Annotated in this window: 19 protein-coding genes; 5 read left to right on the forward strand and 14 right to left on the reverse strand. The window is 49.0% G+C overall.

The annotated features are described in order from the left end of the window. Positions 1-96: 96 nt before the first annotated feature. The 3 genes from M1D61_RS17785 to M1D61_RS17795 are packed head-to-tail and all read right to left on the reverse strand — an operon-like array spanning position 97 to position 3,380. Positions 97-2,118, reverse strand: coding sequence for a hypothetical protein (locus tag M1D61_RS17785; RefSeq protein ID WP_458119941.1), 2,022 nt, complete (start codon positions 2,116-2,118; stop codon positions 97-99). After that, positions 2,093-2,998 (reverse strand): ABC transporter ATP-binding protein, encoded by a 906-nt coding sequence (locus M1D61_RS17790; RefSeq protein WP_458119942.1) that lies wholly within the window; start codon positions 2,996-2,998, stop codon positions 2,093-2,095. The genes M1D61_RS17785 and M1D61_RS17790 overlap by 26 nt, the downstream gene beginning before the upstream one ends. Next, positions 2,991-3,380, reverse strand: coding sequence for a GntR family transcriptional regulator (locus tag M1D61_RS17795; RefSeq protein WP_046213266.1), 390 nt, complete (start codon positions 3,378-3,380; stop codon positions 2,991-2,993). The genes M1D61_RS17790 and M1D61_RS17795 overlap by 8 nt, the downstream gene beginning before the upstream one ends. A gap of 355 nt (positions 3,381-3,735) precedes the next feature. Here M1D61_RS17795 and M1D61_RS17800 point away from each other — a divergent pair, with 355 nt between their 5' ends. Further along, positions 3,736-4,182 carry a GNAT family N-acetyltransferase gene (locus M1D61_RS17800; RefSeq protein WP_458119943.1) on the forward strand — a complete coding sequence of 149 codons (447 nt, stop codon included), beginning with the start codon at positions 3,736-3,738 and terminating at the stop codon, positions 4,180-4,182. Here M1D61_RS17800 and M1D61_RS17805 read toward each other — a convergent pair. The 6 genes from M1D61_RS17805 to nrdI all read right to left on the reverse strand — a co-directional run bounded on the left by M1D61_RS17805 (position 4,158) and on the right by nrdI (position 9,547). Continuing rightward, positions 4,158-4,484, reverse strand: coding sequence for a thioredoxin family protein (locus M1D61_RS17805; protein ID WP_458119944.1), 327 nt, complete (start codon positions 4,482-4,484; stop codon positions 4,158-4,160). The two genes, M1D61_RS17800 and M1D61_RS17805, sit on opposite strands and share 25 nt — an antisense overlap. 36 nt (positions 4,485-4,520) lie before the next feature. Continuing rightward, complete coding sequence (locus M1D61_RS17810; RefSeq protein WP_458119945.1) at positions 4,521-5,039, reverse strand: hypothetical protein; 519 nt, start codon at positions 5,037-5,039, stop codon at positions 4,521-4,523. A gap of 358 nt (positions 5,040-5,397) precedes the next feature. Continuing rightward, entirely contained in the window at positions 5,398-6,366 is a 969-nt protein-coding gene (gene nrdF, locus M1D61_RS17815) for a class 1b ribonucleoside-diphosphate reductase subunit beta (protein WP_458119946.1), read from the reverse strand. A gap of 199 nt (positions 6,367-6,565) precedes the next feature. Beyond that, positions 6,566-7,030 (reverse strand): VOC family protein, encoded by a 465-nt coding sequence (locus M1D61_RS17820; RefSeq protein ID WP_458119947.1) that lies wholly within the window; start codon positions 7,028-7,030, stop codon positions 6,566-6,568. 77 nt (positions 7,031-7,107) lie between these two features. Next, positions 7,108-9,192: a class 1b ribonucleoside-diphosphate reductase subunit alpha gene (gene nrdE / locus M1D61_RS17825; protein WP_458119948.1), complete on the reverse strand. Its 2,085-nt coding sequence runs from the start codon at positions 9,190-9,192 to the stop codon at positions 7,108-7,110. Further along, positions 9,179-9,547 carry a class Ib ribonucleoside-diphosphate reductase assembly flavoprotein NrdI gene (nrdI, locus tag M1D61_RS17830; protein ID WP_046213271.1) on the reverse strand — a complete coding sequence of 123 codons (369 nt, stop codon included), beginning with the start codon at positions 9,545-9,547 and terminating at the stop codon, positions 9,179-9,181. The genes nrdE and nrdI overlap by 14 nt, the downstream gene beginning before the upstream one ends. A 632-nt stretch (positions 9,548-10,179) precedes the next feature. Here nrdI and M1D61_RS17835 point away from each other — a divergent pair. Next, positions 10,180-11,268, forward strand: a complete 1,089-nt coding sequence (locus M1D61_RS17835; protein WP_458119949.1) for a glycoside hydrolase family 64 protein — start codon at positions 10,180-10,182, stop codon at positions 11,266-11,268. A gap of 139 nt (positions 11,269-11,407) precedes the next feature. Here the strand turns inward: M1D61_RS17835 and M1D61_RS17840 are convergent, their stop codons facing one another. Continuing rightward, entirely contained in the window at positions 11,408-13,105 is a 1,698-nt protein-coding gene (locus M1D61_RS17840; protein WP_458122552.1) for a methyl-accepting chemotaxis protein, read from the reverse strand. Between the two features lie 388 nt (positions 13,106-13,493). Then, complete coding sequence (locus tag M1D61_RS17845; RefSeq protein WP_458119950.1) at positions 13,494-16,016, reverse strand: rhamnogalacturonan lyase; 2,523 nt, start codon at positions 16,014-16,016, stop codon at positions 13,494-13,496. A gap of 592 nt (positions 16,017-16,608) precedes the next feature. On the opposite strand from M1D61_RS17845, the gene M1D61_RS17850 reads away from it, so the two are divergent. Continuing rightward, positions 16,609-17,952, forward strand: coding sequence for a nucleobase:cation symporter-2 family protein (locus M1D61_RS17850; protein WP_458119951.1), 1,344 nt, complete (start codon positions 16,609-16,611; stop codon positions 17,950-17,952). A 206-nt stretch (positions 17,953-18,158) separates the two neighbouring features. Further along, on the forward strand, positions 18,159-18,944 hold the full coding sequence (locus M1D61_RS17855; protein WP_458119952.1) for a Cof-type HAD-IIB family hydrolase: 786 nt from the start codon (positions 18,159-18,161) through the stop codon (positions 18,942-18,944). A gap of 358 nt (positions 18,945-19,302) precedes the next feature. Here M1D61_RS17855 and M1D61_RS17860 read toward each other — a convergent pair whose 3' ends face one another. The 3 genes from M1D61_RS17860 to M1D61_RS17870 all read right to left on the reverse strand — a co-directional run bounded on the left by M1D61_RS17860 (position 19,303) and on the right by M1D61_RS17870 (position 24,597). After that, positions 19,303-20,925, reverse strand: a complete 1,623-nt coding sequence (locus M1D61_RS17860) for a cellulase family glycosylhydrolase (protein ID WP_458119953.1) — start codon at positions 20,923-20,925, stop codon at positions 19,303-19,305. 1,140 nt (positions 20,926-22,065) lie between these two features. Then, complete coding sequence (locus M1D61_RS17865; RefSeq protein WP_458119954.1) at positions 22,066-22,224, reverse strand: hypothetical protein; 159 nt, start codon at positions 22,222-22,224, stop codon at positions 22,066-22,068. Positions 22,225-22,458: 234 nt separating this feature from the next. Further along, the gene (locus M1D61_RS17870; protein WP_458122553.1) at positions 22,459-24,597 is read right to left on the reverse strand and encodes a glycoside hydrolase family 6 protein; all 2,139 of its coding nucleotides are present in this window, start codon (positions 24,595-24,597) and stop codon (positions 22,459-22,461) included. Between the two features lie 618 nt (positions 24,598-25,215). Between M1D61_RS17870 and M1D61_RS17875 the strand changes: the two genes are divergently transcribed. Beyond that, on the forward strand, positions 25,216-25,452 hold the full coding sequence (locus tag M1D61_RS17875) for a hypothetical protein (RefSeq protein WP_458119955.1): 237 nt from the start codon (positions 25,216-25,218) through the stop codon (positions 25,450-25,452). The last annotated feature ends 577 nt before the right edge of the window (positions 25,453-26,029 follow it).

Consider the following 26,029-nt stretch of genomic DNA (forward strand, 5'->3'; position numbering starts at 1 on the left):
GCTGGACTTTATTTTATTGATTGGCAAGGCTCTTAAGCAGTGTTTATTTCATAAAGTGTGGTTTTGCTAAATTCCACATGCATTTAGTAGTACATGTTACTTGGGAAGAATCTTGTAAATATCGGGGGTGATATTTTCTTTATTCAGAACACGGTATGCCCCTGTTCCATCTTTGAATCTGAGTTTGAGCAAATAACTCTGTTCATTCGTTCTGCTTTCGGTTTCACTTTGGTTCAGTAATTTATCAATCTGGTCTTTATCGTTGACAATAACCTGCTGTGGAGTTCCACGATACTTTTTGAACAATCCAGCATAACCATCCATCGTTTGCTCTCTTTCAGCACGGTTATCCGGCACAATAACGACGGCAGAAAGATCTTCCGCCTTGGTAACCAGCAGATCCCAGTATCCTTTTTGCTTCAGCCACTTTTCAGTTGGCTTAAATGCAGGATTCCAATTGTAATGATAGCTTTCACCATAATTAGATACAGGCATAATATAAGTTCGGATTGCTAATGTATTTCCCCGGATGGGATTGTTATTTGGATCTTTCACGGCAAGTTTTTCTTGTATGATTAGTCGCTTCAGTTGTTCAATTTCAATAGGATCAGTAATGGTCACTGTTCGCTTTTGCTTATCCGGATTTGTAATTTTAAATTCCGTATTAGACTTTTCCAATCCTCTTAAATTATAAAATGACATTTTATAATCCTCGGAATGATGGACAGCCAGCAAATATGGGTTGTATTCTGAGGTACGAGGTACTGCATATGATCGGAATAATGTATTTCCATCCTTTAGAATATAGCCTATTACTATCATTTCATTACTCATATAGTAATTATCATCGCGCTTGTTTCCATTTTCGGGCTGATTAGCCGCTATTTGAGAATGCAAATTAATAATATTGCGGATGTAATCAGGATTAGAAGCAAGCATATCTTGATTCAGTTTTTTGTATGTTTTTCCGTTCTCAGTGTATCCAGGGAGAACATTTGAAATACTGTTGCCAGCGTACACAAATTTCACTTCATTAAGCGCTGGCACTCTTTTTTCATAACCGTTAAGTGGAGAGACCGGAATATACAGCAGAAGCAAAGTTATAAAACCATACATCAATAGTCTGGTCCACAATCTGTTTTCAAAAAGGTACCAGGTTTTGCGCAGTATCATTTCTGCTATCAGATAGCCAAGCAATCCACCAATAATGTAACCTGCAATATCCCATTTTTCAAAGAAAACGATAAAGTATATTCCGACTGTTAATGCACTGCATAACATGATGCCCAAACGGAATAATGGATTAAAATAGCGAAATACAATTGGTTGAGTTGCTTTCTCGGTTGGACGCAGCTTATATAGCAGATAACTAAGAGCAATCAGCAGGACAGAGATTCCAAAGTAAACCCAGCCTTCCAACTGGCTAAAACCCTCTATACTTACATTCATTACTCTTTCCAATGGAGACCAGCTTGCCATATAGGTATTGAATGTATCGTCATTCCAGTACCCGTACAAATATCTTTCAAAATATTTGTTGTAAAGAAAGAACAAGCCTGAAGGGAGCAATAGCAATATAAGTGTGACAATGATTTGTAAAATGGACTGACCGATACACATCCCAACAAACATTGTAAAAGTAAAGAATAATAAACTAATGACTGTCAGAGACACCGCCCAGTCGATCACTTGATCACCTGTAAAGACAACATGCTCCAGATTGCCTGCCAGCGATCCGCTAATAAGCGCGGTAATCCATATCGGAATGATGAGCATGGCAAGTCCGGCTACCAGCGGTACAGTCAGCAGCTGTTCCCGGCGTACAGGCAGGCTATGGAACATTTCAGCCGCTCGTTTGGACTGTATGTACCTCATCAAGAAAATGGCCATCAATATAGACATGACAAAAGTAAACAGAATGGCGATTTCTCCATTTTCCTGAAACATATAATCCAGTACTCGGGCCTCTCTCTGATATTCATAAGCCGAATTTGTTGACAGCAGCATCATCGGCCCGGAGAAGATCATCAGCAGTAAATAAATAATCCCAATCCAGCCGCCCTGCCGCCAGGCGTGCATCCATAGTCCCCGGTTAAAGAAGTAGTGGTTGAACGTCATAACCGGCATCCCCCATTTCGTATATAAATATCTCTTCCAGCGTCATAGGCAGTACGTCAAACACATACGGCTGATACGTCTGCACAACCTCGGTAATCCGCTCGACCGTACCTTTAATAATATAGGTCCCTACGCTGCCTCGCTCTTCCTTGTGCTGGATATCCAACAGCCCGGAGATTGCCTGCTCATGTCTCGGATCGCGGAAAGCAATCTGGATTTTATGGCTGGCGGCCTTGAGATCGTCCAGTTCTTTTTCAATCAATAGACGTCCCTGGTGCATGATGCCTACATGGTCACACATATCCTCAATCTCCCGCAGGTTATGCGAAGAGATGACGACCGTCATTTCCCGGTCGGCCACTTCCTGGAACAGCAGGTTTTTCACCTGTCTGCGCATGACCGGATCGAGTCCGTCAATCGGCTCATCCAGAATGAGTATGTCCGGCTTGCAGCTGAGCGCCAGCCACAGGGATGCCTGACGCTGCATACCTTTGGACAGACGATGCAGCTTGCGCTTGAGCGGAATACTGGCAAAAGCCTGCGCCATCTGCTGGAAACGCTGTTCATCCCAATGTGGATAGATAGCCCGGTAAAATACCGCCATCTGCTGAATCGAGGTCTGGGCAAAAAAGTAAGGCTGATCCGCCAGAAAAATCATCCGCTGCTTACTCTGCGGATTCTCGTATACCGGCTGTCCTTCCAGCAGTACTTCACCCTTGTCGGCCCGGTACACTCCAGCCATTGTCTTGAGTAGTGTCGTTTTACCCGCACCGTTGGAGCCGAGCAATCCAAAGATGGAGCCTTTATGTACGGTTAGGGATACATCCTCTACTGCCCGTTCGTCTTCGAAAATCTTGGTTAGCTGCTTAATCTCAATCACTGCTCTTCCCCCTCTCCTGTTCTTCCATGGTCTGTTGATACAGCTTTTCGATGTCTGATTTGGTAAAGCCGAGATAGATAGCTTCGGCAAACAGCTTGAGCAGCCGTTCCTTCATCTCTGCCAGCTGCGCGGCACCCGGCTGCTGCTGGGATGGCGCGACGAAGCTTCCCTTGCCGGCCTGGGAATAAATATATCCTTCCCGTTCCAGCTCACGATACGCTTTCTGGATCGTATTGGGATTGACCGTCAGCTGCCCCGACAACGTGCGTACCGAAGGCAGCTGCTCATCCGGCTTGAGAATGCCATACAGGATCATTTCCTTGATCTTGTCCATCAGCTGCTCGTATATGGGCTTGCGACTGCGTACATCCAATTCAAACATGGGCTTCCCCCTTTCACTGTATTAACTGTACTACTATTATTAATACAGTTGGTACAGTCTGTCAATCATTTACTGGAAATTAATTCAGAGTAATATGAAAATGATCGTTTTCGTCTTACCCATACGAAAAAGCCTGCAGCTCTTTGAGAGATGCAGACTATAATGGATACGTATGATCTTATGCAGGCACAGTAGGTAACAGATTGATAATCTAAAGCAATTTTCAAACTTTAACAGCATTTATCGGTTCGCATCACACCACATTTTTAATCCCAAAATTTACAGTCATGCTCTATTTGCCTTATGATACAATCAACCTTTTCAAAATAGGAATATAACTTATGGAGGACACTCTATGCTGATTCAGCCTGTTACTCTGGAACAAGTCTGGCAGCTCCGCCATCAGGTAATGTGGCCGGATCGTGAGCTGGATTATGTAAAATTAAAAGATGATGATCAGGGCAGACATTACGGCTTATTGGTGGACGGCCAGTTGGTATCCGTCATTTCTCTTTTTATCGATCACAATGAAGCCCAGTTCCGTAAATTTGCTACGCTTACGGACCGGCAGGGAAAGGGATATGGAAGTCACCTGCTCTCCTACGTGCTGCAGGAAGTCGAACAAGCCGGCATCAGACGCATCTACTGTAATGCCCGTGCAGAAAAGACCGGATTTTACAGCAAATTCGGCCTGGCACCCACTGAGGAATTATTTATCCGTGGAGGTAAACAGTATGTGATTATGGAACGCTTCTTCCCCGTCTCCTCCGACTCTTCTCATTCATCCAACAGCGATGCATAACGCTGCAGCTGCTGCTCCAGCTCCGCAAACCGGATAAATCGGGCAGCCCGGTATACTTCCTTGCCTTCGTAGAACAATATCAGCACCGGAGAGGTAAAGATCAGATGCTCGGAGGCCAGCTCCGGCGCGTCTTCCATATATACATAGGCACCGGCAATCTGCGGATAGTCTTCCAGCAGACGTGCGGCCTGGGGCTGGACGGATTCGCAGACGCTGCAGTGATGGGTCTTCAGCATAAGCAGCTGGAGCCGGTGACTGGCAATCTGCTCGTGCACCTGCTCCAGTGTGGTTAATGACTTCATGAATAATGCGGCTCCTCTCCAGGCGGTTTATCTCTTTTAGAAAATGGCGAAAATAATACCCTGTCCTTCACTCGCTGCTCTCAGATACAGATCGAATACCTGATCCAGATGCGGCAGCAGATAACCTTCGACTAGATCCTCATACGTATCTTCCTGGGTCATCGGGAAAAAGAACATCATCATCGCATCGTCCTCTTCGGACTTCGCATCCGGCTGACTGCTCGCTTTCCAGCGGTCAAAGTCAATGCGCTGCTCCAGCGCTTCACGCTGCCGTACGACCGGAATGGACTCAGCCATCTGCGCGACCTGGTGGGGTGGCAGATAGAACGTACCGAACTCTGTCAGCTGGCTGTCAATGGCATACTGGTTCTGTACCGGCACAAAAGGAATATCCGGAAACATGTCTGCGATCAGACTCCAGGTTTTGTCGATATCCAGAGCCGGCTGACCCGACGTGCCTGTCAGGATCGTCTGTAAATTGTCTTTTTCCGCATAATAGATGCCTGTCATTCCCATGTTCATCGCTCCCTTGTTGGTAATGGTAGTATTACTCATTGTATACGCTTCCGGGATTGATTACAAAACATCCAAGCTAATGTAATGGGCGCTGTATCGCGCATTATGACTGTTTACTCATAACAATTAGGATGCGTTTGCTCACCATAACTTCAGGCTATATGGATACGCACATACCGAATATAACGTAAGAAGGCTGCCTACACTGCATGATGCGCAGCCAGACAGCCTTCTCTTATCCCCTTTTAAATACACCTGTTACCGGCATCCGCGCTTCTCTGTGTGAACGGTATACCTGTACGGTTACTTCTTTTCTCTATATAACCCTTTTCATGTCCCAAACACTTTCTGTATAGAGCATCTGATCTCTGCAGATGCTTCTTAATATTCGAAAATTTTAGAAATCGAATTTGAAATCTTCGTCTGTCAGACGCTCGACATTCATAGCGCGCACATAACCATTTCCTTTTTTGGAGAAAAAGTCATGCTGTTTGGTGTGTGTGCTGATACCGTTGAAGACGATTGGATTCACTTCTTCGTCCGGGAACAGCGGATCAAAGCCCAGGTTCATAAAGGCTTTGTTGGCATTGTAACGCAGGAAGATGTTCACTTCGTCCGTCAGGCCGATCGGATCGTAGATCTCTGCAGTGTAGCCTTCTTCGTTCTCATGCAGATAACGGAACAGCCCTTCCAGCGTCTCATAGGCATCTTTTTGCTCGTATTCATCCAGCTCGTTGTAGATCTCCTGTGCCAGTACGCCCACGTATACGCCGTGGATACTCTCGTCGCGCAGGATCAGGTCGATGATCTCACCGCTGCAGGTCATTTTGCCCTGACCCGCAAGATACAGCGGATAGAAGAACCCGCTGTAGAACAAATAGCTCTCCAGCAGAACGGAAGCTGCCATGGCGAGGAATAGTTCTTTGGGTGAATTGATGTTGGTGTAATACTGGCGAATCGTCTCCGCTTTGGTCTGCAGGCGCGGATGCTCTTCGACCCATTTGAAGATCTCGTCGATCTCTTCGGTGGAAGACAGCGTGGTGAAGATGCTGCTGTAGGACTTGGCATGGATCTGCTCCATCATTGCCATGAAGCCCAGGACAGCTTTACGCTGCAGGCCGTCTACATGCTCCAGAATTTGCGGCATGCCGACGCCGCCCTGAATCGTATCCAGCAGAGTCAGACCGCCGAGGACTTTCATATATGTCTCGCGTTCCAGGTCGCTCAGCTGAATCCAGGACATTTTGTCATCGGACAATGGAATCTCGTCATCGGTCCAGAACTGCATAATGTTCTGGTTCCAGAACATCAGGGAATAATCGTCATCCGGACGGTTCCAGTTGACTGCTTTGATTGGCTCACTCATGTGTTGTGCCCCTTTCTCTTACCTGCCGTTATGTAGTGAAACAGTAGCTGTTTACGTCATAACAAGACTGCAGTATGCAAGAAGAAGGGTGATGCGCTTCTGCTGCATACTGCAAGGTAAAGACCCAATATTTATATTTACGCCAGTGGCGGATTAGATGGTATTCATTTCATTACAACAAGATACAACAGGAGCTGGTTCAGGATTCCTGACGGCCATGCAGCCGGTCCCATTCCTGCCAGGGCATAATCTCCAGCTCAGGCTTTGGCTCATCGTCCAGCATAGCCAGATATTCAATCGAATGCCCATCCGGATCGTCAAAATAGATGGACACCGCAGGCATGAATGGAAATACCATCAGCTGCGCGGCATCTTCGCCATGGAAGTTCTGTGCCGGGATGCCCAGACGAGCCAGCTGCTCCCGGGCATGTCTCAGATCCTCCAGCTCTACACGAAAAGCAAAATGCTGACGCTGCACAAGCGGAGAAGGATAATTCTCGCGAATCCCCAGCATGCTTTCCCCGGGTGCTCCGACCCAGTAGAATCGGCTTTTGCGGGCGGTATCTGCATGCAGGAGTGTAATGCCGGGCAGACGCTCATAAAAGGCCGCCGACCGCTCGACATCACTCACATTGATATGTGTCTCGAAAATACCTTTGATCATTATGCTCATCCTTCACCTTTTGTTCAGCAGCGAGCTGCTCTTGAATCAAATAGATAAAATTCTGCACGAAATCAATATTATACGGAGCAACTGATGCATTCTTCGACAGTCAGACGCTTGGTACGTGTGTAGTACAGGGACTTCAGGCCTTTGTGCGCCGCATACAGGTAGTAGCGGGCCAGCTGGCGAGTCGTTACGTCACTGCTTACGTGCAGGACGGTCGAGATGCCCTGATCCACATGCTGCTGAATCTCGGCGATCAGATCCAGTACTTTGAACTGATCCATCGTGTAGGCGGATTTGTAGTAGAAGTAGTTATCCTGCTGCATGTACGGCATTGGATAGTACGTCGTCGAGTTCGCATACGTACGTGTCTCGATCTGTTCTACAATCGGCATTACGCTGGATGTCGCGTTCTGGATATAGGAAATGCTTGCTGTCGGCGCAATCGCCAGACGGTAGGCGTGGTACAGACCATTTTTCATTACATCGGCTTTGAGGTTCTGCCAGTCTGCCGGTGTCGGGATGTACATGCTGCCGAACAGTTCCTGTACACGTGGCTTGGACGGACGATAGTCGGTCGCCAGGTAACGGTCAAAATACACACCGCTCGCATAGTCGGATTTATCAAAGTCCATGAATGTTTTGCCGGTCTCGCGAGCAATCTCCATGCTCTTCTCCAGGGAGTAATAGTTCATCATCATGAAGAAGGTACGCACGAAGTCGATGGCGTCTTCGCTCTCGTAGGCAATCTTGTTCTTGGACAGGTAGCCGTGCAGGTTCATAACGCCCAGACCCACGGAATGCATCTCGCGGTTCGCTTTCGCAACGCCCGGTGCATTGGCGATATTGGTCATATCACTTACCGAAGTCAGTCCCATGATGCCTTCGTGTACGGATTCGCGGATTTTGCCGAGTTCCATTACGTTTACGATGTTCAGGGAACCAAGGTTACAGCTGATATCGCGGCGGATAATATCATCCACGCCGTAGTCCATGATTTCTGTCGTTTCCTGCAGCTGGAAGATCTCCGTGCACAGGTTGGACATTTTCACCGATCCGATGCCGTTCAGGGCATGGAATTTGTTGGCGTTACTTTTGTTCATAATATAAGGATAGCCGGATTCCAGCTGGGTGCTGGCAATCTTGGTCAGCATATCGCGTGCGCTCATGATTGGTTTTTTCTTGACGCGATCGTCTGCCATCAGGGTATCATACATTTCGTCGATGTTCATGTCGTCGAGGTGTTTGCCGTATGCTTTGTAGACACTGTATGGTGCGAATACATGCAGCAGTTCGTTATCGGCTGCCAGCTTGTAGAAGCGGTTCGGCACGATCAGACCGATCGACAGTGTTTTCAGACGGGTACGCTCGTCGGCATTGATCTTCTTGCTGTCCAGGAACTCCAGGATATCCCAGCCGAAGATGTTGTAGTATGCTGCACCAGAGCCTTTGCGCTGACCCATCTGGTCGGCATAGGAGAACGCATCTTCCATCAGTTTCAGTACCGGCATGATGCCTTTGGCTGCGCCTTCGACACCTTTGATCGGCTCGCCGCGTCCGCGAAGCTTAGACAGGTTAACCGCTACGCCGCCGCCGATTTTGGACAGCTGCATGCAGGTATTCAGTACATAGTTGATCGAGTTCAGGGAATCGTCCATTTCCAGCAGGAAACAGGATACCATCTCTCCACGGCGACTCTTGCCGGCATTCAGGAATGTCGGTGTGGCCGGCTGCAGACGCTGTTCCATCATGGAACGTGCCAGCGTCTTGGCATTCTCGGCATTACCGCGTCCAAGATGCAGTGCTACAACGGCTACACGATCCGGGTAGTGCTCCAGATACTTCGCACGGTCATTCGTTTTTACCGCGTAGTCCTTGTAGAACTTGGAAGCTGCCATATAGGAAGGGAATTGGAAGTTATAGCTGTGTGTAATCGCGTATACTTCTTCCACATCCTGTGCAGTGTAATGCTGGTACATATCTTCGTAGTAATCATTGTCGATCATATAACGTACTTTGGACGTAGTGTCCGCGAAATGGATACTCTTCTCATCCACTTCCTTCATGTATTCCTGTACTGCTTCTTTATCTTTATCCAGACGGAAAAATCCGTTCTCGTCACGCTGCATCAATAGGTTGTTCAATTCAATATGCCGCAATTTTCTCTACCTCCTGTACGAATCGTTGTGCGTCTCCTGTAGTGCCGGATAGTTCAAATTTATATACGACCGGAACACCGTAGCGCTCCGATATCAAATCTGCACTCTTGCCGAAGTTCTCGCCCCAGTTGCGGTTGCCGCTGGCTGCTACGCCAAGCAGACGGCCATGGTTGTTTTCCAGAAAATGAGTCACTTTCTCGGGGACCTGACCAAAGCCGGTTGTGTAGGTGACCAGTACGAATGGTTCATTCAGCTGCAGCGCCTCGTCGATCTGTACGGCCTGCACCGATGAATTTTTCAATTTTCCGATAAACCGTTTGACATTGCCTGTCTTGGAATCATATGCAATCAGCATGTGGGATGACATCTCCTTCTCACTCAATATATAGTGTTCATCACCGTTCTTTATACCTAAAGAACGGTGATGAACTTGCGCCAGCCATAGAGCAGCAAGGCTTCTCAAAGCCCTGAAGCATCAGCTCGGTTTCTCTTAACAAGCATTACCCATATACCGCATCTTAAAACAAGCCGTAACGCAATATATAGAACGTGAGATTAAGATTATACGCTATATATAGTGTTGTCAATAGGACTAACAAGTGAGAAAGCAGTATCCGAATCAGCCGAAAAAAGCAGTTATCCGTTAAATTCTCCGTATATTCAGCTTATTCGCACACTCACAGCCCGGGGAAAAATACTCAAAAAAATAATTCACTTGACACACTATATCTAGTATGTTTTTCAAGCTGTCTTGACTATCATTTCCAGATTATGAAATGAAGTCATACAGCAATCACGTTGGACACTCAAGATTAAAATTCTAAAGCTTTCAACATGAAAAAGCAAATGAAACTTATATAAAAATAAAGATTTTTTTGGATAAAAAAACACATGAGAAACGCACATGGTTTTCGATTGAAATCAGTTCCAGATATTGTAATAATTAATACTGCAGTCGAAAGCGTATACAAAATAAGGAGGTAGTTTATGAAGAATTCGGTCTTCAAGTATGTACTGCTCGCTGTTCTGATTATGGTAAGCGTATGGTCCCCACTGTCTACGTCTTCTGTCTCTGCTGCTGCACCTTCGGTCGGTTCGATTCCGGCCTCCTCCATCCCTGCCCCCTCCGGTAAGGGTGTAATGACTTTCAAGGTAATGAATGCTACCAACGGTGCCTACCCGGATAACCGCGTCTACTGGGGCATCCTGGGCATTAACCCGGAGACCAAGCAGTGGAGTTATCTAACCAGCTCCGGACAGCTGCAACCGATCTCTGTAGCGCTGAATGATGCTCCCGGACATCTGACCAAGAATGGCGTCAACTATGCCAACATCTACAGCACTATTAGCCAGGCGGAATGGGTAAGCCTGCCGAAAATGGATTCCGGACGCATGTTCATCTGTGTCGGCTCGCCATGCTACATCAAAACCTACAATGATGGATTTGCCGGACCGGACATTAACAACCCAACCGATCCGAATCTGGATGTGTATTTTGATTTTGTGGAATTTACGGTAGATAACACCGGTTATCACGGTAATACGACCCGTGTCGACGGATTCGGCTTCCCGCTGCAGCATCGCCTCGTTAACCGTGCCGGTAACTACGATCGCACGGTCGGCGAACTGGAGTCCGAGACCCGCGCCAGCATCTTCAGCAAGTACCGCAGCGAAGTGCCGGCTGCCTTCCGCTCTCTGGCAGATATACAGGCTCCTTACCGGATCGTCGCACCGATCCACGGCTCGTTCAAAGCTGGCGGTGCCAATGCCAACTACTTTGGCAGCTATGGCGGCGGTTATAACACCCAGGAGATTCTGCTGTGCAACGGCAGACTGCAGGAATCGCCGGGAATCTGCTCCGCCATCAACCGCCATGTGTATGAGAACCAGTCCAACTGGAACAATGTAGCCGCGTATTACCAGGCTGCACCTGCCAACTATTATGCCAAGTTCTGGCATGATCACAGCATCGACCGCCTTGCTTACGGATTTGCGTATGATGATTACAATCAGCAGGCTGCCTATCTGGAAGTCGGTGATCCGAAAGGTCTGATCGTACGGGTCGGTTGGAAATGATCTATACCAAGTGCAGCTATAATCATTTCCAAAATAATAGAATGATGATTTCCATATTTATTGCATGACCAAAAGCCTGAGACGGCATACAGAGATGATCTGTGTGCTATCCAGGCTTTTTGGTTATGACTTTGTTTAGTTACAGTTTGAACCGGTCGACGATACGGTTCATCTCTTCCGCCATTTCCGACAAGGCAGCTGCGCTGGAGGATAACTCCAGCATGGAAGCCGACTGCTGCTCGGAAGCGGCAGAGATTTTACGGATCTCATCCGAGGAATGCTCGATGCTGCCCACGATGCCTGTAATGGACTGTTCCATTGCTTCGGCACTTTGGTTCATACTGCCCGACAGCTGCGCTGCTTCACGGCTCTGCGCTGCGACTTCATTCACAGACTGCTTGATATCTTCAAACAGGTCGCCTGTCGTTTTCATCGACTCGGTACCGCTCAGGATCTGCTCGGCAGCCATATCCATCGCCTGATGAAGACGATCCGTATCCTGCTGAATCGAATCGATCATGCTGACGATTTGTCCGGCTGAAGAGGAGGACTGTTCCGCCAGCTTTTGTACTTCGGCGGCGACGACTGCGAATCCTTTGCCATGTTCGCCAGCCCGGGCAGCTTCTATCGCTGCATTCAGGGCGAGCAGATTGGTCTGTCCGGCGATTCCGGTGATGATGCCGACGATACTGCCAATCTCCTGCGAACGGCTTCTCAGCTCATTGACGACGCCGTTCATTTCATTCATACGGGACTGGGCAGCTTCCATCTGTCCGGCTGCTTCGGTAACTATACCAGTTCCGTTGACCGAATGATCGGCAGCGGTCTGGGCAGATTGGCTAACCTGCTCGATTCTGTTATCGATCTCCTGGATGTTGGCGGAGATTGACTGTACGAGCAATGCTCCCTGTTCCGACTGGCTCGTCTGATCCGCAGAGCGGTCGGCCATGGAGACCAGCGATTCAGTGGTATGGGCAGAAGTAGAAGCATTCTCTTCCGCGATTGCTGTCAGTTCTTCGGCAGAATCATTGAGCCGCTGGGAGGTCTCGTTGACTTCGGCAATAACTGTGTTTAGTGAATTTCCCATTTGCTGCAGGCCTTTGGCAAGGTCACCCAGTTCATCCTTTACCTCTACCGGCAGTTCGGCAGTACGAGTCAGATCACCGGACGCAATATAATTGACCTGCTCCAGCATCCGGTGAAGCGGACGGACGATCATGCGGGAAATGACCAATGCCAGCACACTGCCAATCAGGATAGCTGCCACTACGGCAGCCCATGTAATCCAGCGTGCCAGGTAGAATTCACTCAGCTGTCCATCTGCTGAACGCGTAACATCATTTACATTATGATCGACCAGCTTGCTCAGCCCTTCGTTCATCGATGTCAGCATCGGTGTTGCATTGAACTGAATATTCATGGCCAGCGTATCATTGTTAACATCGGATGCTTCCAGAACCTGCTGAATGATGGCGGTGTAGCTTGTCCAGCTTTCTTTGAAGGAGTTATATAACTGGATCTCCTCCTCATCCGAGAGATACGTCTCGTAAAGCTGCATATTTTTGGCGATATCCACGCTGGTGCTGCTAATCTCCGAATTAATCTGCTGCATAGCGGTATCGTCCTGCTCAATAATACTGCGCAGCACAAGATTCTCTACATCGGTCACTTTATCATTGATCCGATACAGGGATACCAGACTCGGGATGCTGTTCCCGCGGATATCATTGGCATTGTCTCCGATCGAGTTCAGACGTGCCGATATAAGCACACCCAGAATCAAAATCAGAATCATCATACCGGCAAATCCGCTTAATAATTTTGCACGCACAGTCATTCTCACAGTTGCGATTCCCCCATCATCTGTTGTTATTCATTCATTAGCTGTCAATACAAATCTTCTCATCTTTTCTCATTCTTATACTTTCGACAGGAACAGACACTTTTGTTACAGTTTTTTAGGGAAATTTTTTTCATCTATAGTAAGGCATAGTTGGATCATTACTTAATTTGAATAAAACGCTGGAAAAGAACACTAAAAAGACCCGGACAGCATTTCATGTGATGAATCCACAAAATGCTGTCCGAGCCAATAGACTGCTGAATCGGAAATGAGTAGAACTTCATGCAATAATCCCATATTATGAGTTGGGATCACCTGAAACCATATGAGCAGTGCAAATGATACCAGCGCAGACGGTACTCTGGTTCACTTCATTTGTAAATCATTTATGTCCTGGCGTATAAAAGTCAGGCTTGGGTATACGCGCCCAGTCCGTATCGGAAGCCAGATAAAAGCTGGTATAGCTCGGCTGATTGTACGCCGTATTCTGACGCGCGATGCCTGTACGGTACTGAGCGTCATGCATCAGCGTATACAGCTTGTGATCGGTCACTTCCGTACTGAGGTAGATACGGATTGCCGAACTGTCCGCCGTACGCAGCAGCAGCTCTTCACGCCAGTCACCGAAAATATCAGCGACGAGCGACGGATTGCCTTTGGTACCATTGTTGGTCAGGGTACCGTTTGCCACCAGTACAGGTCCCTTTTGCCAATTTTGAATGCTTGGAGTGACTTCCAGGGCACCGTCGATAACCTGGGTAGTCATGTCTGCGCTCCATTTAATATTCATATTGGTGCCCGGTGCACTGCGGCCGATCAGCTCGCCACCGGCTGTACGCAGGTCGGTCGCCCAGGCTTCCAGACCCGGACGGGACGGATCGATATCACCGACCATGCCGCGGCCGGTATCCTTGCCGGTATACGCTCCGAACAGTACTTTGCCGGTAGCTGCATCACGCATTGCATAGCCATACGGTGCATACGCACCTCCTTCATGCACCATATAGATCTCCATGCCCGGATGAGACGGATCAAGGTCGGATACATGCAGCGCATCTCCGTGTCCCAGCTTGGCTGTCTGTCCCGGTGTGGCACTGCCCGCCGGCATCACATCTGCCGAGCTGTACAGCAGGCTGCCATCGTCATCCACCGTACCGGAGCCATAGACGATCTCATCCCGTCCATCTCCATCCACATCGGCTGCCGTGAGCGAGTGGGCGCCCTGTCCGGCCAGCGGACCCAGATCGGGGTCGGTGCCGTCGCGTCCATGTGGTCCGTCGTTAAACGGATTGCTCATTATCGCCCAGCCGCTGTCTGCGGTCCAGTCCTTGCCGATTTTCTTGCCGTCCCAGTTGTAGGAGACGAGTACGGCGCGAGTATAATAGCCGCGTGCGAATACAGCCGATGGTGTCTTGCCGTTTACATAGGCGACGGTGGCGAGGAAGCGGTCTACCCGGTTGCCCGGTTCAATCCGTCCCATTGCGTAATCGCCCCACATCAGTCCGTCATCCGTGCGCTCCGGCTCATAACGGACCGTATCTTCTTCCTTGCCGCTGCGTCCCTCGAACACGGTCAAGTATTCCGGACCGCTCACGATGAAGCCTTCAAAGTCGCGCAGATCATTACGTGAACTGCGGGATGGCGCATAGACGTCAATAAAGTAATCTGCCATGGCCCGGGCGTCTTCCATGGAGAGTGGATACTGATACTTCGGTGCGATTCCAAAGCATTCTTCCAGCGTCTTTGGCCAGTGACCGTTCTTCACTTCCGGATGTTCGCTCCAGTTCTGGAACATCTGCACCACATGTTCATAATAGTCCTCGCTGCTCATCCGGTAATCGTCCGTATTGGAGTAGCCAGCCTGCCGATCTGCCTTGGGCAGAGAAATGTACTGCTCGGACACCACATTGCCGCGCTTGCCGTAACGGGTGATTTTGGTTCCCGGCGCTGTCTTCATCATCAGTTCGGCTTTGCCATTGCCATCAAAGTCATAGACGAGGAACTGGGTATAATGCGCCCCGGAGCGGATATTTACACCCAGATCAATCCGATACAGCAGGGTTCCATCGAGGCGGTAGGCATCGATGTAGGTATTGCCGGTGTAGCCTTTCTGGGAGACGTCCTTGGCGTTGGACGGATACCATTTGACGAAATATTCGTATTGTCCATCGCCGTCTACATCACCGACACTCATATCATTGGCCGAATAGGTATACGCTTCACCGGCAGGGGTAACGCCGTCAGCCGGTTTCTGCAGCGGCAGATCATAATACGTATCGTTCCATACGGTCGCAGGCGGGCTCAGCTTCTGCTTGTCCGGCCGGGTCAAGCTGGCAGCACTGATGCCGTACTCATCGGCATACTGCTGCAGACCAGCCGCTGGAGCGGCAGATATGCCGCTGTATGTAGCCGTATCTCCGCCTTCCTCTGCTGTAGTCTTCTGCTGCACGTCGGTATTTGCCCGGTAGACATCGGTACTGACCGGATCGGCGGCAAAGGAAGTATCACGATTTCCCTGATTGGAACCACGATGCTGGAGCGGCAGCACACGATAGCTATCTTTGACTGAGCCCTGACGATCCAGATAGTTGGTGCTGTCCTTGACGACAGTTACGAATTTGCCATTGCGATACAGAGCAAAATCCGTACCGGTCAGTCCCTGATCCGAATAGCCGTTCACTTCATTGCCAAGCAGCCGCCAGCTGATAAATATGCCGTCGCCCGTCTTGGCGGCGACCAGCCCCCGGTCGAGATGCTCCAGCTGAATGCCCTGCTGCGCACTTTTACCGTTCACAGCAGTTGCTGCCGAATCTGCAGCCGATAATCCTCCGGCCGGAAGCACCAGTGCAATGCCAAGCGTTACTGCCAGTGTCTTTACTGCCCATGAATGCTGCCATTCTCTCATCCCTTACTCACGCTCCTCAGTGGTAGTGGTCATAATAATCATTTATGATAACGCTTACAATATTGAGAAGGACATGTGTACTTCCCGTCTTGTATTGGATAGACTGCTGTACCCCTTGCTTCCATTCACTCCTGCCCTATTTCCGTTCATACGTGGTATACCTTATCCTCTCCCTTCGCTATGGCTTTTTCATTTGCCCATATGCCTGTATACCTGGCAGGTTTTTGCCTTGGTAACCGGATATTCCTGCAGGTTGTTTCTATTATAGAATTCCTCGTGTACAGCAGGCGTTCACAAATCCGGCTTATCTGTTTAAATAACAGAGCCTTTAGCCGGCTCATACTGCAAAAGTATGCCCTTTATCGACTGCTGGGCGATAACATTCCTACAGAGTTTTTTGTATGTAATATTATTTAACACGTAAGTTATGTTTATGCATAATATATGAATATCAAATTAGTTTTATTTACAAACTCAATGTAAATACCTCTGCAAATCCTGACACACCCTATAAGATGACAGTAGTTCAATAAAATCATAGACAGTTTTGCTAACATATCACTCATTTATCGAGAAAAAGGGGCGTGTAGGGATGGAAAACAAGGTACGTGGAGGAAAGATTTTCTCACTGGGGCTGCAGCATGTGCTGGCCATGTATGCCGGAGCGATTCTGGTGCCACTGCTTGTCGGACGGGCACTCAATCTGACAGGGGAGCAGCTGTCGTATCTCGTAGCGATCGACCTGCTGACCTGCGGGATCGCCACACTGCTGCAAGCATGGAAGACCCGCTATCTGGGGATCGGGCTGCCTGTTATGCTGGGAAGCTCCTTTGTCGCGATCACGCCGATGATCGGGATCGGCAATCAGTACGGACTGGGTGCCATCTATGGGGCAATTATCGCAGCCGGTCTGTTCGTAGCTGTATTTGCCAGCTGGTTCGGTAAAATGATCAAGCTGTTCCCTCCTGTCGTTACCGGTACGGTCGTTACGGTCATCGGTCTCTCCCTCATCCCCACCGGGATCAAAAATATGGCCGGCGGTGCCAACAGCCCGACATTCGGCAGTCTGGACAATCTGCTGCTCTCCTTTGGCGTACTGGCGCTGATTCTGGTGATCAACCGCTTCTTCACCGGCTTCATGCGATCGCTGTCCGTATTGATCGGTATTATAGCCGGTACAGCAGTCGCTGCCATGATGGGAAAAGTAAACCTGTCGGCGGTGACCGAAGCATCCTGGTTTCATCTGCCGCAATTTTTCGCTTTTGGACTGCCGGAATTCCGGATCGCTCCGATTCTGACAATGATCATCGTCTGTATGGTCATCATCGTCGAATCGACAGGCGTATTCCTCGCTCTCGGACGTGTCTGCGAACAGAAGCTGACTCCACAGGACATGACTCGCGGGTACCGCACTGAAGGAATTGCGATTGTACTGGGCGGACTGTTCAACGCTTTCCCTTATAATACATTTGCCCAGAATGTCGGCCTGGTCGAGCTGTCCCGGGTCAAGACGCGCAATGTAATATACATGGCTTCCGGCATTCTGGTCGTACTCGGTCTGGTACCGAAAATCGCCGCACTGGCTACGGTCATCCCATCCGCCGTATTGGGCGGAGCAACGGTCGTGCTGTTCGGTATGGTTGTCGCGTCGGGTATCCGGATGCTGACAGAAGTGAATTTTCAGGATCAGCGCAATCTGATGATCGTCGCCTGCTCTGTCTCGCTGGGCATCGGCGCAACGGTAGTACCAGAGCTGTTCGCAGGTCTGCCTGCTGCACTGCGCATCATCGTCAGCGATGGCACGATTACCGGCAGCCTGTCGGCGATCCTGCTGAACGTGTTCTTCCAGTCCAGCTCCCGACTCTCCCGCCCGGCAGCAGCAGAGCCAATCGTGCCTGCCGAGACGCCGGTGATACGCGAGCAGGTATCCGGCTGATCCGAGCGCCAGACCATCTGCCTGCTTCCGGCGAATGACCGGACAGATATAGAACGACACGCCTCCTCTCTGGTGGATTTGCAGGATCATTTCCCCCAATAACGGGACAAGCACGTTCCATCCTTGCTATAATGGGTATATATGTGGGTATTCTGCGGAATACCCTCTTCGTATAACAAATATAGAGTAGTGGATAGGAGCTGCCCATGTCTGAACAAAGCATTATTTTCTTCGATATTGACGGAACTCTGCTGGATCACAACAAAGAAATTCCCGCTTCCACCAAAAAAGCTGTATTCGACCTGCGTGCACGCGGTCACGAAGTAGCCATTGCTACCGGTCGTGCGCCGTTTATGTTTGAAGATATTCGCAAAGAGCTGGAGATTGACACGTATGTCAGCTACAACGGACAGTATGTCGTGCTGCGTGGTGAGGTCATTTATACCAATCCGCTGAATGCCGACGCGCTCCAGCAGCTGACCGAACGGGCGATTGAAAAAGAAAACCCGATCGTCTATATGGATGCGGATAATATGCACTCCAACGTACCGGAAGAGCATGAATATATTACGACCAGTATCAAGACGCTGCAGGTCGGCAAATTCCCGAGCTTTGACCCGTCTTATTACCAGGAGCGGGAGATCTACCAGTGCCTGCTGTTCTGCCTGGAAGGTGCCGAGCAGCAGTACGAAGCTGATTTCAAGGCATTTGACTTTATCCGCTGGCATCCGATGTCTGTCGACGTACTGCCTTCCGGCGGCTCCAAAGCAAACGGCATCTCCAAAATCACCGACAAGCTGGGCTTCCCGCGGGAACGCCAGTATGCTTTTGGCGACGGGCTGAACGATGTGGAGATGCTCAAGCAGATCTACAACAGTGTTGCCATGGGTAACGGCGAAGAGGCCGCCAAGGCAGTAGCACGACATGTCACCAAAAATGTGGATGAAGATGGTATTCTGCACGGTCTGCAAATGGTTGGACTGCTGGATTAAAGGATTACAGAATACAGACGACTTTGTATATAGCTGAAAAGATCAGCAGATATACAAGACAATCGCTTCTAACCGCATATTATAAGAAAAACCGCCGGATAGGGTTGCTGCCACTATGACCGGCGGTTTTTCTCGTTTTCAAAAGTATAATTGATCTAGCTCATTGCGTACTTGTTTAATATTTTCATGGAAATATGCTTGTAGAGGCTCGTACGGTCCTCCTCTTTGCTGCAACTTCGTTATTTTTAAACACAAAAAAAGGACATGCGCGTTAATTCGCTCATGTCCTTTTTCATATTTATCCATCGCTAGATTGCTTACTGCTAATTATCTCTGCTGCGCCTGCCTTCGTTCAGCTTTACGGAGTAACGCCCCATACCAGTTTGTCCTGGTTATAGACAGTTACTTTGTTGTAGGTGGCAAAGGAAGTGCTGCCGTTGTTGTAGGAGTAGTCGTTGGTCTCGTCAAAGTTGCTCCAGTCGGACGGGTCGATGCGGGCTTGTACTTCGCCGCTCTGGCCGCCGGCCGGGATCGAACCTGCTGCACTCGTGAAAGAAAACTCTACATAACGGTTCGCAGTCGGTTTACTGCTGGAGAGGGCTTTGGATGTTGCGGTTACATTGCCTGCTCCTATCTGCGCCCAGTCGATGAAGGTCTGGTCGCCGGATTTGCCGTCGTTGTTAAAGTAGTAGCGTACTTTCAGATCGCTCAGCTTCACGGCTGTGCTGCCGTTGTTCTTGATGTTAAAGACCGGACGGATTGCGTTATCCGAAGGGTTGTTATCACCGCTGCGGAATTGCAGGGAGATCGCACTATTAACTGGTGCAGGGGTACCCGGCTTGGTGGTTCCGCCGCCGTTACCCGGAGTAGGGGTAGGCGTTGTTCCGCCTGTATTACCGCCGCCTGTTCCCGGTGTAGTCGGTGGTGTCGTCGGGGTGGTTGGCGTTGGAGTGGTCGTACCTCCACCTACTGTTGTCGATCCTGCACGGGTCTGTTCTCTGACAAATTTGCCGGATGTGGACAGGTTAGCCTGTGTCCATCCGCCAGTCGAGCTTGCACCAGGTGCCAGTGCTGCAGAAGCTTCACTCTTGTCCGACAGGGACCAGTTGACCCAGCTTACGCCGCGGTTGTTGAGGAAGTCGATCCATGTCTTGGATTCACTCAGGAAAGGACCGCCGTTGCCGGAAGCATCACTGGTGCCCCACTCGGTGACAAATACCGGAGCTTTTTTGCTCAGAGCATAGTCGATGCGGTCACGCAGGAACTGACCATGTGTACCAGCATAGAAATGGACGGCGTACATCGTATTCGCATCCGGCAGCTGGTTGTCCGCTGCATCCTGCACGTCCTGGCTCCATGTGCCTGTACCGACGATGATGATGTTATCCGGATCGTTGGCACGGATGGATTTGGTCACATCCACAGCATATGGACGAATCTGACCGTTCCAGGTAACGCCGCCGTTTGGCTCATTGGCGATCTCATAGATTACGTTCGGCAGATTGCCGTATTGGGCAGACATTTCGTTGAAGAAGCTTTTGGCCTGTGTCTTGTACGTATTCGGATCGCCATCGGACAGAATATGCCAGTCGATGATCACATATACACCAAGATCCTTGGCTGCGGCTACTGCTTCTTTTACTTTATTGGCTACGGACGGGTTGGAAATGTAACCGCCTTCGTTCGTGTACATCGCTACCCGGAACACCGAGATGCCCCAGTCATCGCGCAGCCATTTCATCGTATCTTTATTTACATAGTTACCAAACCACTGGATACCGTGCGAGCTGATCCCTTTCAGCTGTACCGGTGTTCCTTTCGTATCGACCAGACGTCCGTTCTTGATGGACAGCTGACCGTGCTGCTGTACCGGTGTCGTCGCTGCTTCGGCAGAAGTACCTCCTGCCGATACGGCGAGGGTTACTGTCAGCGTTGCTGCCAGTATACCGGAAGAGAATTTCTTAACTGTTTTCATCCACATATTCCCAATCTCCTTTTGTTCGTACTCTTTGGATTTCAGTATAGGAAGCACACTGATTTTGAACTAAGATGTCGAACCTTGTTGCCTACGTCAGTATATACAGCCTAAAACCAAAATAATATATTTCTGCCAATAAATGAATATAAAGATCTAGAAGCATAGGGAATGTGAAGCAGGAAGCGAATGGTAGTTTTTGGTCATAAATCACAAATAACAAGGGGCTGGGGAATGGAACATTTGCATAAAAACGTTTAACTCAGAGGCTTATGAAATGGATGGTCCTAAATGAAATAATTCAAATTTGTGCTTTATGCATAATCGCTTATTTCTTCTGATCCTATTCGTCGGTAACTTGGGCATATGGGATGGGGTTATTTTCACTAAAATATGCAGAGGCAGGCGTGGAATCGGGCAGATGGTTACGGATACGGCATAAGGTCAGGTAAAAAAGTCCCTTACTGTATGGTGAGCTGCATCGGCAGGCTGCATTATTCAGGTGCATTCATTAGATGTGACGATTAGCTTTAGCGTTTAATTGCAGCAGTTAGGTGCACCAGTCAGGCATATTAGTGCTTGATCCGCTCTGAAAAAAGATTCTGTCACTCCCTTCGGTTAAGCATGGAGAACTGAAATGACCGATCCATCGGTCGATCTTCATGCTTAACCGGAGGGAGTTGGTGGAAGTCTCTCTCCTGCGCTCTGGGCGGCGAGTTTCTGTGTTCGGATTGAGGTTGATTTATGAGAATTCGGATGCTTTTCTTCTATTATAATGTATGCAAGATTTAATTGCTCTGTAGTTTTGGATTATCGCAATATCCGGTGTAGTAAAATCCAACGCTGTACAGCTCGGATCGCAGATCAGGATCTATTTTTCTTTTTCCAGAGGCGAAACAGCGTGATCAGCACGAATACGGCGAGCACGATAAAAATCATCCCGAGTCCCTGGAGAACAGCATATACAAATTCCAACGATATATGCTCCTTTCCATGTGTATTAAAATAAACGTATCGGCGGGAGGCCAGCGGTCATAATAGACACCTCGGAAGACAGCGATACGGTTACTATTTTAACACAGCGGATCAGCAGCTGGCTCTATCGTTCAGCAATGAATCTGTCCGATCTCGGAAGCAGCTGCATATTCATTTCCATACCTTTATTCGTTCTTCCAGGGTGGAAGTGTGCAGCTCCAGCTGTGTGCCATCCGGGTCGAGGAAATTAATGGACCATCCCTGTCCTCGCTGTACAGGTCCTCTGACGATGCGAACTTCATTTTCCTGCAGCACATGAACAGCATTCATGAACTCCTGCCCTTCAATGTAACAAGCGTTTCATTAAAGCAAGCCGGATCGCTATCCATGCTCCATGCTGTCCAAGTGTAACCTCTTCCAGCACATGCAGCCGATTATTTTCACATCAAAAAGAGACCTGAGACCAACATCGTCTCAAGTCTCTCTTTTTCTATCCGTTTCTGCTGCTGTTCTGCCATCCATTCTGCAGAACAATCAGCAGAACGTCATGCTAACTTCAACTTTTTAAGGCTCCATGCCCCAGACCAGCTTACCACCCTGGTACAGAGTCACTTTGTTCCAATCGGTATAGCTGCTCTTGGATGCGTCAAAGGAATAATCGTTGCTCTCATCCATCACGGACCAGTCGGATTTGGTCATACGCAGCTGGATCTCTCCGCTCTCGCCGCCCGGCTGTAGTGTGCCTGCTGCACTGCTAAAGCTCAGCTCTACATAGCCATTGCCAAACGTACGCGTGATGTTATCCTGGCCTACCTTTGCCCAGTCGATCCAGGAGCTCATGCTCTGGGAACCTTCCGGTGTAAAGTAGTAGCGCAATGTCAGATCGCTCAGATTGACTGGAGTGGTGCCGTTATTCTTGATATTGAAAAATGGCTTCATCTGCATATCCGATACATTGGTATCCGCTGCGCGATACTGCACGCTCAGATTGCCTGCTGGTGTCGGATTGGGGTTAGGGTTGGGTTCCGGATCTACAGGCGGTACCACGACGACAGCTGCCGGTTTGGCATTGACGGCTGCAGAATCGGAGCCGGTGCCGACGCTGTTCACGGCACTGACTTTATAATAATAGGTAGTGCCGTTGGTGACGGCTTTGTCGGTGTAGAGAGTAGTCGTCACTTTGCTGTCCAGTGTGGTAAAAGGACCATTTTCGCTGGTGGCTCTCTTCACCACATAGTGATCTGCTCCTGTCGTGGATGACCAGTTCAGCTTCACCTGCGCATCACCGGCTGCTGCTTTCAGACCGATTGGAGCCGTCGGTACAGTTCCAACCGGAGGAGTTACCGGTGGAGTCGTGGACGTACCGAGTACAGGATAGGCATTGTTGATCAGCATCACGAACTGGTCATGGAACCATGCGCCGGAGATCGGAGCATTTGGCAGTGCGCCGGTCAGTACGCCATCCGCAGTCGTGAAGGTCGGATCACACATCCGGTCGAATCCTTTGCCTTCGTTATTCGGGATCAGGGAGCTGGAGCCATCGGATTCACCCGGAGGCTTCACCCATACATAGGCGTCCAGATGGGCAGCCGGTGCGGCGGTCGGCGGGGTACCGATACCGGCTCCGCTGTTGTTACACCAGTTGCCCCGGTGAGCACGGCGGTCGACGCGTCCGGAATTGACATAGGTGTTAATGTCACTGCCGGATGCCATCGTCGGACGGTTCGGTCCGCCCCATCCGTTGCGTCCGGTATCGATCAGCATACCGATACTGCTCGGGAATCCGGCACGGACAAAGTCGTTGTACAATGCTGCCGTGAAGTCCGACTCGTCAAAGTACGGATTCCACTCATAGTACTTGGACGACTTGATCGGCTGTCCCCCGATATTCAGATCCGGGTTCGGCAGATTCGGCTCATGCAGCGGCGTCGTGTTCGCCGTATTGGTAATAAAGCCGTCGATGCTGGACAGTCCTGCAGTCGTATTTCTCACGACATTGGTGAACAGTGTAATTGTCGCTGACCGGTTGTTATCCCAACCGAGCCAGCCAGAGTGACCGATATCGAGGTAATTGTAGGTATTGGGAATGGCATGAAGCTTATTCAGCGCATATTGTACGCCTTCGACATAGATACCGCTGGAATTGGCAGCTGCACAGCGGGCATCACTCAGATTGGTAACCAGATTCGGCAGGCTGTCCGGCTCAATCACGTTGACGATACGGATATCCTGGTATTTGGGATTCGCAAACGTCTCGGCGATCACATCGATATATTCTGTTTTGTAGCGCTGCAATGCTTCCTGGGTCAAAGGAAGCTCACCGTTGGATGCCAGCGCATGACAATCCCGTCCTGGCAGATCATAGATGACAAAGCTTGCTGTAATTGGGGTGTTGCCCTGCTTTTGAGCCAGTGCGGCATCCAGATGCTCTTCCAGACTGAGCCGTCCGGCATTGGCCGATCCGCCTTTAATGGCGTCGATCCGGTCCAGCCATACGGCGGTCGGATAGGATTTGACCGTCTGCATTTTTCCCTTGAGCGCAGGATCACTGACTCTGGCAATCGAACCGTCAACTTCTTTGGCATAATCCGGATTCACATAGCCGGTCGCTCCGACAAACGGATTATCCACATGAGCTTCCGCATAAGCGGGTGTTCCATACATCGCGGGCCACAGACTTCCTGCCAGTAGTGACGCAGCCATCGTATACTTAAAACCTTGCCAGAATCCTTTTTTAGACTTCAATCCATTCACCTTTCTTTCCGTGAAATTTGTGTTGAAGTAAGACCTCGCCGTGTTAGTAAACGTTTTCTATTTGTCGACTGACCATCCTTTCCCCTCTCGAATCACCTCCTCAGCGTCGATTATAGGCTAATCAATTAATGGAGTATATTGTAAAATATGGATTTTAATTTAGCTATTGAGTGTTTATTAGCTGGAAATCGCCTGTATTTTTATATTTAATTCGAGGCATCTCACTATCCTCTGCTACTGCAAATGGAGCGGAAATAAACAGGAATTTTGGCGAATGGAAGCAGTCGGACAGACAAACAACAAAAATTCATCTGCCACCAAGCACTTTCACAGACTAAAGTATAATAGGAGATTATACAGGGCAGAGGCTATCACAGGATGTTAACCATGTTGGATGTTTCCTCATTATGCTATACCAAGCCAGCGAAAATAATCTGCTGCCTCATATAAAACTATGTATCAGGCAAACTTGATATGGATGTTATTTCCATATTATGATGGAGTGATCATAGCGAAGGACATGCTTATATGAATCACTGCGCATTCATGGCTTCTGGAGGTGAGAACATGACAAAAAAGAAATGGTATCTGCGCCCGGGTTTTCTTACTATACTTTGCCTGATTACTCCACCAATCGGCTATGTGCATCTGCTGTATCAACGTAGAAATATCAAGCATGAAGAGTGGCTTGGCTATCTGACTATTGCTACTTTCACCATGGCGATCTGGCTGACCAAGTTCATGAATCCGGTGATGGCGTTTGTTGTGCTTGGGTTGTTGTTTTGGGTGATCTGGAAGTGGTAGGAGAGGTGTTGCGTTATACATAAGATGGGAATGTATTGCTGGTGGATATGCTTATAGAGCATGTTGGAACACAATGGAGGAACATCGAATTCGGTAATTGTGGGCATCCGCTTCGAATACGGTAATTGCATCATCCGCTTCGAAAAGGGATAGAGGCACGTCCTCCGGTTAAGCCTGGAGATCCTGAATAGTTGGGAGAGAAGGAGGATCTCCAGGCTTAAATGTCGTCCTTTGCCTCTATTCCCTTTTCTTCGCTTTGCGGACGGAGTTATTGTTGAGGTTTTATTGTTGAGGTTTTCTAGGTAGATAATGCTGCTGATTTGCAGCATTTTAGGGAGTAATCGTATATCGTGGGTAATGCAGTTCAAAGCTGGATATGCTGGTACAGAGCAGATGGTTTATTTAAAAGTATCGCTTGCTGCACGTGGCAGTATACCTTGGCCAATCTATACCCCTGAATGATACATTTTATATCAGTACTATATTCTATAAGTGTTGTACTTTATCAGTACAGCACTTTAGAGTAACAGTAGCTTTGAATCTATGTTTAGCTGTAACAGAAGCGATTTCTGAGCAG

The sequence above is a fragment of the Paenibacillus sp. Z6-24 genome, assembly GCF_054161335.1.

What these genes read in the sequence shown, in the direction of transcription:
- M1D61_RS17785 (WP_458119941.1), bottom strand. Translation starts at nt 2,118, where the DNA reads ATGACGTTCAACCACTACTTCTTTAACCGGGGACTATGGATGCACGCC.
- M1D61_RS17795 (WP_046213266.1), bottom strand. Translation starts at nt 3,380, where the DNA reads ATGTTTGAATTGGATGTACGCAGTCGCAAGCCCATATACGAGCAGCTG.
- M1D61_RS17800 (WP_458119943.1), top strand. Translation starts at nt 3,736, where the DNA reads ATGCTGATTCAGCCTGTTACTCTGGAACAAGTCTGGCAGCTCCGCCAT.
- M1D61_RS17805 (WP_458119944.1), bottom strand. Translation starts at nt 4,484, where the DNA reads ATGAAGTCATTAACCACACTGGAGCAGGTGCACGAGCAGATTGCCAGT.
- M1D61_RS17810 (WP_458119945.1), bottom strand. Translation starts at nt 5,039, where the DNA reads ATGAGTAATACTACCATTACCAACAAGGGAGCGATGAACATGGGAATG.
- nrdF (WP_458119946.1), bottom strand. Translation starts at nt 6,366, where the DNA reads ATGAGTGAGCCAATCAAAGCAGTCAACTGGAACCGTCCGGATGACGAT.
- M1D61_RS17820 (WP_458119947.1), bottom strand. Translation starts at nt 7,030, where the DNA reads ATGATCAAAGGTATTTTCGAGACACATATCAATGTGAGTGATGTCGAG.
- nrdI (WP_046213271.1), bottom strand. Translation starts at nt 9,547, where the DNA reads ATGCTGATTGCATATGATTCCAAGACAGGCAATGTCAAACGGTTTATC.
- M1D61_RS17835 (WP_458119949.1), top strand. Translation starts at nt 10,180, where the DNA reads ATGAAGAATTCGGTCTTCAAGTATGTACTGCTCGCTGTTCTGATTATG.
- M1D61_RS17840 (WP_458122552.1), bottom strand. Translation starts at nt 13,105, where the DNA reads ATGACTGTGCGTGCAAAATTATTAAGCGGATTTGCCGGTATGATGATT.
- M1D61_RS17845 (WP_458119950.1), bottom strand. Translation starts at nt 16,016, where the DNA reads ATGAGAGAATGGCAGCATTCATGGGCAGTAAAGACACTGGCAGTAACG.
- M1D61_RS17850 (WP_458119951.1), top strand. Translation starts at nt 16,609, where the DNA reads ATGGAAAACAAGGTACGTGGAGGAAAGATTTTCTCACTGGGGCTGCAG.
- M1D61_RS17855 (WP_458119952.1), top strand. Translation starts at nt 18,159, where the DNA reads ATGTCTGAACAAAGCATTATTTTCTTCGATATTGACGGAACTCTGCTG.
- M1D61_RS17860 (WP_458119953.1), bottom strand. Translation starts at nt 20,925, where the DNA reads ATGTGGATGAAAACAGTTAAGAAATTCTCTTCCGGTATACTGGCAGCA.
- M1D61_RS17865 (WP_458119954.1), bottom strand. Translation starts at nt 22,224, where the DNA reads ATGAATGCTGTTCATGTGCTGCAGGAAAATGAAGTTCGCATCGTCAGA.
- M1D61_RS17870 (WP_458122553.1), bottom strand. Translation starts at nt 24,597, where the DNA reads ATGGCTGCGTCACTACTGGCAGGAAGTCTGTGGCCCGCGATGTATGGA.
- M1D61_RS17875 (WP_458119955.1), top strand. Translation starts at nt 25,216, where the DNA reads ATGACAAAAAAGAAATGGTATCTGCGCCCGGGTTTTCTTACTATACTT.